The sequence below is a fragment of the Luteibacter sp. OK325 genome (genome assembly GCF_003050935.1).
GTDB lineage: Bacteria > Pseudomonadota > Gammaproteobacteria > Xanthomonadales > Rhodanobacteraceae > Luteibacter.
Genome location: NZ_QAOX01000006.1, coordinates 108,797 through 120,445 on the forward strand (window position 1 = coordinate 108,797; position 11,649 = coordinate 120,445).

Here is an 11,649-nt window from a genome sequence, read left to right on the forward strand (position 1 = left end):
TCGGCGGCTCGCAAAATATTGAGGAGCGTCCCGTGAGAGTTCAAACTTCATCACGCCCGCCATGGTTCCTGCTTGCCACGGCCGCCGTCGTTTTGATCCTTGGCATCGTGCTCATTGTGTTCGGCGTACGCCTCGTCGCCCTCGGCGGATCGCTGCACTACCTCGTCTTTGGCCTGGGCCTGATCGCCGTGGCGGCGCTGCTTTGTGCGCAACGGCTGTCGGCCATCTCGCTTTACGCCGCCATGCTCGTACTCACCACCGTGTGGGCGCTGTATGAGGTCGGCCTGGACTTCTGGCAACTGCTTCCCCGTCTGGACGTCTGGTTCGCGATCGGGATCTGGCTCGCCCTGCCCTTCATACGCCGCCCCTTGCGCTCGACGTCGGTTCCTTATCCGGCGGCATCGCTCGCCGTGGGTCTCGTCTTCCCGCTCGTGGTGGCACTGGTGAGCCTGCCCCGTGAGTCGACCACCATCGAGGGTCACCTTGCGCGCGGTCTCGACGCGGTGCTTCCGACAGCCGCACTCGGGCCGGGCGGCATGCCGGCCGGCGAATGGCATTCCTATGGAGGGACGCCGTTCGGCCAGCGCTACTCACCCCTGGACCAGATCAATGCGCAGAATGTAGGCAAGCTGCAGAAAGCCTGGGAATTCCATACCGGCGACCTTCCGGGTCCCCAGGATCCGGTCGAGATCACCAATCAGGTCACGCCGTTGAAAATCGGTGACACGCTGTATGTGTGCACGCCGCACAGCATTGTCATCGCTGTCGACGCGACCACGGGTAAGGAACAGTGGCGCTTCGATCCGAAGATCCAGAGCGCAAACGGTACCTTCAAGATGTGGGAGCACATGACCTGCCGTGGCGTGTCGTATCACAATGATGCCGACTACGCGGCGGCCGGTGCCGCATCGCCAGCGACCGCCACGACCACGGCCGCACCCACACCCGCAGTTACTACGGACTGCCCGCGCCGCCTCTTCCTGCCCACCGCCGACGCGCGCCTCATCGCGCTCAATGCGGACAACGGACAGATCTGCACCAGCTTCGGCGACAAAGGCACTATCCAGTTACTCACCGACAACCTCGACGGGCGGATGCTGCCTGGCGGCTATTACTCCACCTCACCTCCGGCGATCACCCGCGACCTAGTCATCATCGGCGGGCATGTCAGCGACAACTATTCCACGCATGAGGCGTCGGGTGTCATTCGTGCGTTCGACGTGCACGACGGGCACCTGGTCTGGAACTGGGATGCGGGAAATCCCGAGGAGACCGCTCCGCTGCCCGCGGGCCAGCATTACACGCGCAATTCCCCGAACGTGTGGTCGGTGATGAGCGTGGATGAAGGACTGGGCCTGGTGTACCTGCCCATGGGCAACCAGACCCCCGATACATGGGGCGGCAACCGCACAGCCGGTGCCGAGAAGTACGCCGCCGGCGTGGTCGCGCTGGACATCGCGACAGGCAAGGTGCGCTGGAACTACCAGTTCACCCATCATGATCTTTGGGACAAGGACACCAGCGCGCAGCCGACCCTCGTCGACATCAAGACACCCTCCGGCGTGCAGCCCGCGCTGATCTCGACCAGCAAGCAGGGCAGCATCTACGTGCTGAATCGCCTGACCGGCCAACCGATCATCCCCATCGACGAAGTACCGGTGGCCCAGGGTGCCGTGCAAGGCGATCACACCTCGCCGACGCAGGCCAGGTCGCAGCTCAACTACGACCCGCCAAGGCTCACCGAAGCGGACATGTGGGGCACCACGCCGTTCGACCAGGTGATGTGTCGCATCCGCTTCAAGTCCATGCGTTATGACGGCCCGTACACCCCGCCTGGCGTTACCGAGACCCTGATCCACCCTGGCAATGCTGGTGTCTTCGATTGGGGTGGCATCTCCGTCGATCCGGTCCACCAGATCGCCTTCACCAACCCCGACTCGTTCGCCTTTGTGTTCCGTCTGGTTCCCGCCGCGGAGGTCGCACGTCGCGAGGCGTCGACCAATGAAAGCTCGGGCGTTCACCCCGATACCGGTGCGCCTTACGGTGTCGAGATCTCGCCGCTACTCAGTGCGCTCGGCATCCCCTGCCAGGCACCGCCCTGGGGTTGGGTGTCGGCAGTGGATCTGACCACCGGCAAGGTCATCTGGAAACACAAGAACGGCACGACACGCGACAGCGCCCCGTTCGGGATTCCGCTTCCGCTCGGTGTACCCGGCCAGGGAGGCACCCTGATCACGGCCGGCGGCGTCGCGTTCTTCGGCGCCGCGATCGACTATTACCTGCGGGCCTATGACGTCACGGACGGCCGCCAGCTATGGAGCTCGCGCCTGCCCGCCGGTGGACAGGCAACGCCGATGAGCTTCAAGGGCAAGGATGGCCGCCAATACATCGTCATCATGGCCGGTGGCCATGGTTCGCTCGGAACGAAGATGGGTGACTCGGTGGTCGCTTACGCCCTACCGGCGCCGTAATACCCAAATTTGCAAATAAACCCAAAATAACCCAACCTCCACGGAATGCCGCAGGGCACGCCGTCGTCGATCGGAGGTTGGGGATGTTTGTTTTTCGCAGGCCGCATGGCCGTCTTACCGCGCGCTCGGCAGCGCTGGCGCTGCTGGCGCTTTCTGCGTCGAGCACCCTGGCGCCCGTCGAGGCCGCGCATGCCGCGGCGACAGCGACGACCGTCCCACCCGCGCACACCATCGCCTACGACCGCTACTCCCTGACCATCGATGGCAAGCCCATATACCTATGGTCGGGATCGTTCCATTACTGGCGCCTGCCCTCGCCCGATCTGTGGGCCGACGTCCTGCAGAAAATGAAAGCGGCGGGCTTCAACGCCGTGGAAATTTACTTCCACTGGGGATATCACTCGCCCAAACGCGGGGTCTACGACTTCTCAGGCATCCGCGATGTCGACCGCCTGCTCGACATGGCGCGCGACGCGGGTATCTATGTCATTGCTCGTCCGGGCCCGTACATCAACGCCGAGACAGATGCAGGCGGTTTCCCTGGCTGGCTGGTCACGACCGCGGGTAAGCCGCGTTCCACCGCCCCGGACTACACGGCTGCCTATCGCGAGTGGATGACGCAGATCGATCGCATCCTTGCTCGTCATCAGCTCACCGATGGCCGTGGCACCGTGCTGCTCTATCAGGTCGAGAACGAGCTTTACGATGACTCCCCCGATAGCCGCCGCTACATGCAGGACATCGAGGACAAGGCGCGCGCCGATGGCATCACCGTGCCACTCACCGGTAACCACAACGGCAACTTCTTCACCGGCGTCGGTGCGGTGGACATGCCCGGTTATGACTCCTACCCGGCGGACTTCGATTGCACGCGCCCGGAGCGGTGGAACAGCGTCTACGACTTCGCCAGTGAACGAAAGGGCCTGACACGCTCGCCGCTGTTCTTCCCGGAGTTCCAGGGCGGCGCGTTCGACGTGTGGGGTGGCCCAGGTTATGAAGCCTGCCGCAAGCTCACCGGTCCCGACTTCGAGCGTGTGTTTTACGAATCGAACATCGCTTCCGGCTCGACCATGCAGAACTTCTACATGACCTACGGCGGTATCAACTGGGGCTGGTTGTCCTCGCCGGGCGTGTACACCTCGTACGATTACGGCGCGGCGATCACGGCGAACCGCCAGCTCACCGACAAATACGACCAGCAGAAACTCATCGGTTACATGACCCAGGCTGTCGCGCCGCTGGCGCGGACCGACGCCGTGGCGACCTCGGTGCCGGACAACCCGCGGCTGCGCGTCAACGCGCGCGTCAACCCGGACGACGGCACGCGCTTTTATATCCTGCGGCATGCCGACGTGGCAGATACGTCGAACGATGCGACGCACCTCCGCATCACCCTGGCCAAGGTGGGCGCCACGACCATTCCGCAGCAGGCCGGCACGTCGATCCGCGTCAACGGCCGCGATTCAAAGATGCTTCTGGCCGATTATCACTTCGGCAAGCAGGACCTGGCGTATTCCACCTCCGAGCTGATGACGCAGCTACGCCTTGGCGATCGCGATGTCGCATTGCTTTATGGCAGGCACGACGAAGAGGGTGAGACCGCCTTGCGCTACGCCGCCGAGCCCACCACGCACGTGATCGACGGCAACGTCGCCACGCACTGGGATGCCACCACGCACACGCTGCGCCTCAACTATCGCCATGACGGTCTGGCACGAGTGGCGATCAGCCAGGGTGATACCTCCCTGCTTCTGTTAATCGGTGACAACGAAGAGGCAAAGCGCTTCTGGCAGCTGCAAACAGAAACCGGACCGGTGCTCGTCCGAGGTCCCTATCTCGCGCGCAACGCATCCCGCGACGGCGAGCAGCTCGCTCTCACCGGTGACGCCGACAAGGCCGGCGACATCGAGGTGTTCGCTGGACCGGATACCCACGGCTTCTCATGGAACGGTACGCCTGTGGTGGCGGACGCCACGCCTTCCGCGAGCCTGCAAGGTCATGTCGACGGGCCGCAGCCGGTGTCGCTGCCGAGCCTGACCACCTGGCATGTCAGCGAGGCCGCACCGGAAATCACGCCGACCTTCGACGATAGCGGCTGGACAGCTACCGATCGCACCAGCACGCCCAACCCCTACTGGAACCACAAGCTGCCGATTCTCGACAGTGACGACTACGACTTCCACCACGGCAACGTGTGGTATCGCGGCCACTTCAAGGCTACCGGCAAGGAAACCGCCATCCTTCTCGCCGCCAACACCGGTGTGCACCTGGGTAACCACGGCATTTTCACTGCCTGGCTCAACGGCCACTTCCTCGGCAACAATCCGAGCGGTGCGCAGCAGTTCCCGATCGACCCTCGCTGGCTGAAAGCAGGCGGCGACAATATCGTCTCCGTGCTGGTCGACAATACCGGGCACCTCCAGGAAGAACACAGCGGGACCTTCCGCGAACCCCGCGGCCTGATCGCAGCCACGTTTGCCGGTTCGCCGACCGATATCCGCTGGAAGATCCAGGGCAACGTAGGCGGTGAAAACCTGCCGGACCCGACACGCGGCCCGTTCAATGCCGGCGGTCTCTACGGCGAGCGCATGGGCTGGCAGCTACCCGGCTTCGCCGACAGCCGCTGGGCGACCACGACCCTGCCCCATGCTACCGACAAGCCTGGCGTCGACTGGTATCGCACCAGCTTCCGTCTCGACATCCCAACCGGCCAGGATGTCCCCATCGCCTTGCGCATCCACGACATCGCGCCACACCACTATCGCGCGATCATCTTCATCAACGGCTGGCAAATGGGCCGTTACATCAGCGATGTCGGTCCGCAGACCGAGTTCGAACTGCCGGCGGGGCTGTTGAATACGCATGGCGACAATACGATCGCCATCGCGTCGTGGAGCACGGCGCAGGACGGCGGGCTTGGTGAGGTCTCGTTGGTGATGCAGGGGAATTACCGAAGCACGTTGGCTGTGAAACCGGTGGTCGCGCCGGACTATCAGCAAGTCATGCAGGCACAGAAGGCATTGGCGAAGCCAGCTAAAGCCAACGGCACGAACTGACCTGACGGCGCGAGATCACGTTCCCAACCATGCCTCGAGAACGACGGCATGGTTGATCGCGGTGTCGTGCGCACCGTAAACCAGCGTGACCTTCCGCTTCTTCACCAGCGCGCGCAGTTCGGCGACCGCCGGGTTGTGCTCGAGTTCGTTTCGGTACTTTTCGGCAAATGCTTCGAAGCGGTCTTCACGATGATCGAACCATGTGCGCAACGTCGGCGACGGTGCAATCTTCTTGAGCCAGAGGTCGACGGCGGCCTTCTCCTTCGTCAGGCCGCGAGGCCAGAGGCGGTCGACCAGGACGCGCATGCCATCACGAGGCGATGGCTCTTCGTACACACGCTTGACGGATAAGGTGGGCATGGCATCAACTTCATGGGTGTCAGCCCATTATGGCTCCGGAGAAGCGACCCTATGAAAGCCCTTCCGTCGATCGTGCTGCTTTCCTCGTTCCTCATGCCGACTCTCGCCTTCGCCCAATCCTCCGGGTGCGATGCCAAGCGTGAATCGATCCAGACCGAGATCGCCTATGCCCAGAGCCACGGCAACGCGTCCCGGGTACGTGGGCTGCAGACGGCGCTGGCGGAGGTGACCGCACATTGCACGGAAGAGTCTTTGCAAAGCGCCGCCAACAAGAAGGTGGCCAAGGCGCGGGAAGACGTCGCGGAGAACGAGCGCGACCTTCAGGACGCCAAGGACCAGGGCAAGAGCCCGAAGAAGATCGCCGACCGCCAGCGAAAGCTCGACGACGCCCACGCCGGGCTCGAGCAGGCGTTGATCAACGCCGGTCGCTGATCACGCCTCTGACGCCACGGCCACGCCCGCCTCGGATCGATCACGCAGGCTGACGAAGATCATCGCCCCCGCCACCAGCAGCACCACGCCGCTCGCGACGAACACACCCGATGCGCCGGCATGGTCGAACACCAGGCCACCGGCCGCCGCGCCCAACGTGATGGCGAACTGCACCGCGGCCACGATCAGGCCACCGCCACTCTCGGCTTCATCGGGAACGGTCTTCGTGATCCAGGTAGTCCACGCCACCGGAACGGCGCCGAAGGCCATGCCCCATAGCGCGACGAGCAAGGCATCGGCAACCGGTGCGCGACCGAGCGCGACCAGCACGAGTGCTATGGCACCCATCGCCAACGGCATGAGCAACAGCGTCATGCGCAGGCTGCGCTCGAGCATGAAACCCGCGAGCGACGTACCGATGAAGTTCGCCACGCCGAAGCCGAGCAGGATCAACGACAACCCATTCACGCTAACGCCGGTCACCACTTCAAGGAACGGCCGCAGATAGGTAAAGAAGGCGAAGTGGCCGGTAAACACAAGCAGCACCGACAACATGCCTGCGCGCATGGCAGGACGCTTCATGACGTCGACCAGCGTTCCCATTCGTGCCGTGCCGGTGGGCGCCATCTTCGGCAGCACGAGAAGCTGCCAGAAGAACGCGAGCACACCGAGAACCGTCGCGATGAGGAACACATTGCGCCAGCCGATCAGGTGTCCGAAGTAGCTGCCCAGCGGAGCAGCGGCCACGGTGGCGGCGGACACGCCAGTGAAGATGATCGACAACGCGCGCGGCACCATCGCCTCGGGTACCAGTCGCATGGCGACCGCGGCGGACATCGTCCAGAAGCCGCCAATCGCGATACCGAGCAGAACACGGCCGAGCAGCACCAGCGTAAGCGTCGGCGCGAAGGCCACGAGCAGGTTCGAGGCAACCAGCAGGACGGAGAACGAAAGAAGCACCGTCCGCCGGTCCGTGTTGCGGGTGAGCACCGAGATGACCAGGCTCGTCACCAGGGCGATGGCCGCCGTCGCCGTGACGGTCTGGCCCGCCATGCCTTCGGTGACACCGAGGGTCGCCGCCATGGGCGTGAGCAGGCTCGCCGGGAGGAATTCGGCCGTGATCAGGGCAAACACGCCCAGGGTCACCGCGAAGACCGCGCCCCAGGCGGGCCCTTCCGTTACCGCCACCGTGTCACAGGTTTCCGCACAAGCCGTCATGTCACTTCCTGTCCAGCAAAGGAAAGTGAGCATGGTAGGCGGGCCCGGCCGGACGGTATATGATGCCAACTCCTTTATCATTGATCGTGCGTCCGGACTTATGATCCCTCCCGCGTTTGCAGACGAATCGGATGCTGCCAGCGAACTGCTGCTGGGCATGCGCCTGGTCGGGGTGAATTACCGTCGTATCGAGCTGGCCCGGCCGTTTGGCGTCGGGTTCAAGGGTGAACCGGGCCATGCCCAGTTCCACTTCATCGGCCGTGGTCCGGTCCTCCTGCGTACCCATGACGACAGGTTGCTTACCCTGCAGACAGGCGACGCCGTCCTGCTGCCGCAAGGCCGTCCGCACGTGCTGCTCTCGTCGGCCGACATAGCCTCGCGGGACATCACCGACTTCCTGACCACGCCGCTGTGCAACAGCGTTGCCGACATCCATCCCGAGTGCGAGGCAAGTGCGCGCGCCTCGGGTGCACTGATTTTCAGCGGATGCATGGAATTCGAACTCGGCGGCATGCAGCCCCTCGTTTCGGCGATGCCCGACGTGATGCTCGTCGGTACCCTGCTCGACCGCTATCCGGAGCTGCGCCCGATGCTCGACGCGATGGAGCGCGAGTCCTGTCATAAGCGCGCCGGATTCGCCGGCATCCTTGCCCGCCTGGCCGACGTCGTCTCGGCGATCATCGTGCGCGGTTGGGTCGAATCGGGCTGCGGTGATGCCTCCGGCTGGCTGAAGGGGCTGCGTGATCCCCGCCTGGGCAAGGCCATCGTCGCCATGCATCGCGCGCCCGGCCGCAACTGGACGGTGGCCGAGCTCGCCGACGAGATGGGCAGCTCACGCTCGGTGTTCGCCGAACGCTTCCTCGCGGTCACCGGCATGACCCCGGTGCGCTATCTCACCGAACTGCGCATGCGCCTGGCCGCCCAATGGATCGGGCGAGACGATTCGACCATCGAGACGGTGGCGTTCCAGCTGGGCTACGGCTCGCTGGCTGCTTTCAGCCGGGCGTTCAAGCGGGTGATCGGCGAGCCGCCCGGGGCTGTGCGGCAGGCTTCGAAGTGACAGCTAACCTTGAATAAACGGCGTCCTTATTCAAGGTTAGCGGCTTATCCTTGAATAAGGGGACGCCTTATTCAAGGATATCGCCGTATCCTTTAATCTGCTTTCTCAGAGAAACTTGTAATTGAACGTCAACGTGACCGTATGCGGCGCCGCGTAGTACAGGTTGCTGTACTCATCCAGCACGAAGTACTTCCGGTTGAGCGGGTTATCCGCATTGATCTGCAGCGAGGCCTGCGGCGAGAACGCGTATTTCGCCATGGCGCTCACCAGCATCACCGAGGATTGGTTCACCGTCTGCGGGCCATCCGGACCGTCCACCGGTGCATGGCTGGCCGACTGCCAGTTGGCGCCGCCGCCTACGGTCACGTGGTTCCAGCTGCGCGGTAGCGTGTAGGTGGTGAAAAAGCGAACCAGCGTGCGTGGGAGTGCCGTGCGCAGGGCCGTAAGCGTACCTTCGTCGCCAAGGCCCTTGATGTTGAAGTGCGACCAGCCCAGCGTGGCGTTCCAGGTGTCGGACAGCTGGCCGGAGACTTCGGTTTCGAAGCCACGCGACATGGTCCCGTTCACCGGGTTGTATGCCTGCGTGCGACCGTCCGGCAGGAACTCGCCCACCGCCGCTTCAGCGACGTTGTTCTGGCGCGTTTCGAAGAACGTCAGCGACGTGTTCAGCAGGCCGTCGAAGTAGCGACCCTTGATACCTATCTCGCGGCTGCTGCCGGTCATCGGATCGAGGAAGCTGCCATCGGCACGACGGTTGTCCTGGGGGTCGAAGATTTCCGTGTAACTGGCAAAGGCTGAATACGTGGGGTTGATCTCGTAGATCAGGCCCGCATACGGAATGGTCTTGCTGTCTTTCTGGTGATAAATGCCCGCCGACGCATCGTTCGTGTCGTTCTTCCACCGGGCATAGCGTGCACCGGCGACGAGCTTGAGCGGATCGGCCAGCTGGAGGCGCGTGGCGATGTACAGGCCGCTCTGCACGGTACGCGCGATGTTCGCGCGGTCCCCGGTCGATGCGAAATCCGGGAAGGGATAGTCACCGTTCCAGTCGAGGAAGTTGTCGATCGGCGGAAGATCGCCATGCGCGTTCTCGGTGGAGTCCTTGGTGTAGTGCGAACCGTTGGCGCCAACGACGAGCTCGTGTTCGCGGCCAAAGGCCTCGAACGGACCAGACGCATAGAGGTCCACCATGTTCTGGCGGCCTCGATCGCGCCCCTGGTAAGCGTACGGATCCACGCCGGCGCCGGTGTCGCGGTTGGGAAAACCGAAGACGTAGAACAGCTGCGAATCGCCCTGGGTTTCGCGGTGGCTGGCCATGGCATGCCCCTGCCAGCCGTTGCCGAACTCGTGCTTCAGATCGATGAAGGCGGTCTTGGTGGTGTTGGTCCAGCGCGTCCAGTCGGCCGCGCTGGTGAACCCGCGACGCCACGGGATGAAGCCGCCATCGTCGTAGAACACCGGGTACGAGCCCCACGTCACGCCCTTCGGCTTGGACTTCTGCCAATCGAAACCGACGCTTAGCGTGGTGTTCGCATCGAGGTCGGCATCGACCACGCCGTAGAGCACATCCTTCTTGCTGCTGTAACGGTCGAGATAGGAATTGCCCTGCTGATGCGTAGCGACCACGCGGCCGCGCACGCTGCCCGATGCATTCAACGGCGCGGATAGATCGACCGACTCACGCTGCGTGTTGTATGTGCCGTAACTTACGGTCGCATCTGCCTGCAAGGTATGGCTGTCGGCATGCTTGCGCACGAAGTTGATCAGGGCCGACGGGCTGCCCGCGCCGCTGAGCAGACCCGAAGCACCACGCACTACTTCGATGCGATCGTAAACCGAGGTATCGAGACTGCCATCCGCCGAGCTGGCATTGAGGCCCGGCGCGACAGGCACCCCGTCGTATGCCATGTTCTCGATCTGGAAGCCGCGCGCATAGAACACCACACGTTCGGTGTCGTACGCGCTGGAAAACACGCCCGTGGTGTTGTCGAGCACGCTGCGCACCGAGGTGAGGTTCTGGTCCTCGATGCGCTGCTCGGTGATGACGCTTACCGACTGCGGCGTGTCCTGCAGCGACAGCGGCAGGCGCGTCGCGACAGAGGTCTGGTCGATGGCGTAGTTCGATGTGCGCTGTCCGCGCACCTTCACCGCGTCGAGCGTGGTGGCGGTATCGGCCGTCGTCGACTGCGCCTGCGCAACGGCGGGCATGGAGAAAGCAAGGCCAATGGCCAGCGAAAGCAGCCGCGGACGGCTGGTATGGAGTGCAAGCATGGATGGATGCCCCTGGGACGAGTGGCCTAAGCAAGCGGGAGTTCCGCTTGCATGAAAGTCACGACGGGGGCTGGCTTGACGGCTGGCAGGTCGCTCTGTTCGCAGAGTCTAACAAAGCGACCCCACGTTTTGTAGGAGCCGATTCATCGGCGATCGAGTGCTGCAACCTCGCTCGCCGGTTAAACTTTGCCCATGACATCCCTGCCGTCACTACTGAAAGAGGTTCGCGCCTGCACGGTATGTGCCGCGCACCTGCCCCTCGGACCGCGTCCCGTCGTACAGGCGCACGCGTCGGCGCGCATTCTCATCGCGGGTCAGGCGCCGGGACGGAAAGTGCACGAGACGGGTATCCCGTTCAATGACGTCAGCGGGAACAGATTGCGCCAGTGGCTGGGGCTATCGCCTGAGGTTTTCTACGACGAGACCAAGCTGGCCATCCTCGGCATGGGCTTCTGTTTCCCCGGGACAGGCAAGTCAGGTGACCTGCCGCCGCGCCCCGAGTGCGCGCCGACATGGCGGGCACCGCTGCTGGCCGAATTGCCTGACATCCAGCTCACGCTGGTGCTCGGACAGTACGCGATGGCTTATCACCTGCCCGGCCGGGGAAAGACACTCACGGAGATCGTTTCGGGCTGGAAGCGCGACTGGCCCATCATCGTGCCACTGCCTCACCCCAGCCCGCGCAATCAGGCCTGGCTCAAGCGTAATCCGTGGTTTGAGAGCGAGCTGCTCCCCGTGCTTCGGCTACGCATCGCCGACGTGCTCCGGAGCGAGAACTAGA

8 protein-coding genes are annotated in these 11,649 nt (G+C 63.7%); 5 read left to right on the forward strand and 3 right to left on the reverse strand.

Features of this window, described 5'->3' with window-relative positions:
• Nucleotides 1–32 precede the first annotated feature (32 nt).
• A complete protein-coding gene (locus tag C8J98_RS14035) occupies nucleotides 33–2,471 on the forward strand; it encodes a glucose/quinate/shikimate family membrane-bound PQQ-dependent dehydrogenase (RefSeq protein WP_107913828.1) in 2,439 nt (812 codons plus the stop codon).
• 83 nt (nucleotides 2,472–2,554) lie between these two features.
• Complete coding sequence (locus C8J98_RS14040; RefSeq protein WP_107913829.1) at nucleotides 2,555–5,527, forward strand: beta-galactosidase; 2,973 nt, start codon at nucleotides 2,555–2,557, stop codon at nucleotides 5,525–5,527.
• Nucleotides 5,528–5,542: 15 nt separating this feature from the next.
• On the opposite strand, the gene C8J98_RS14045 is transcribed toward C8J98_RS14040, so the two are convergent.
• On the reverse strand, nucleotides 5,543–5,887 hold the full coding sequence (locus tag C8J98_RS14045) for a DUF488 domain-containing protein (RefSeq protein WP_107913830.1): 345 nt from the start codon (nucleotides 5,885–5,887) through the stop codon (nucleotides 5,543–5,545).
• Nucleotides 5,888–5,938: 51 nt separating this feature from the next.
• Here C8J98_RS14045 and C8J98_RS14050 point away from each other — a divergent pair, with 51 nt between their 5' ends.
• Nucleotides 5,939–6,319 carry a DUF1090 domain-containing protein gene (locus C8J98_RS14050; protein WP_107913831.1) on the forward strand — a complete coding sequence of 127 codons (381 nt, stop codon included), beginning with the start codon at nucleotides 5,939–5,941 and terminating at the stop codon, nucleotides 6,317–6,319.
• Here the strand turns inward: C8J98_RS14050 and C8J98_RS14055 are convergent, their stop codons facing one another.
• A complete protein-coding gene (locus C8J98_RS14055) occupies nucleotides 6,320–7,537 on the reverse strand; it encodes an MFS transporter (protein WP_107913832.1) in 1,218 nt (405 codons plus the stop codon).
• 100 nt (nucleotides 7,538–7,637) lie between these two features.
• Here C8J98_RS14055 and C8J98_RS14060 point away from each other — a divergent pair, with 100 nt between their 5' ends.
• Entirely contained in the window at nucleotides 7,638–8,597 is a 960-nt protein-coding gene (locus C8J98_RS14060) for an AraC family transcriptional regulator (protein ID WP_107913998.1), read from the forward strand.
• A gap of 105 nt (nucleotides 8,598–8,702) precedes the next feature.
• On the opposite strand, the gene C8J98_RS14065 is transcribed toward C8J98_RS14060, so the two are convergent.
• On the reverse strand, nucleotides 8,703–10,868 hold the full coding sequence (locus C8J98_RS14065) for a TonB-dependent siderophore receptor (protein WP_107913833.1): 2,166 nt from the start codon (nucleotides 10,866–10,868) through the stop codon (nucleotides 8,703–8,705).
• Between the two features lie 192 nt (nucleotides 10,869–11,060).
• Between C8J98_RS14065 and C8J98_RS14070 the strand changes: the two genes are divergently transcribed.
• Nucleotides 11,061–11,648: a uracil-DNA glycosylase family protein gene (locus C8J98_RS14070; protein WP_107913834.1), complete on the forward strand. Its 588-nt coding sequence runs from the start codon at nucleotides 11,061–11,063 to the stop codon at nucleotides 11,646–11,648.
• Nucleotide 11,649 lies beyond the last annotated feature (1 nt).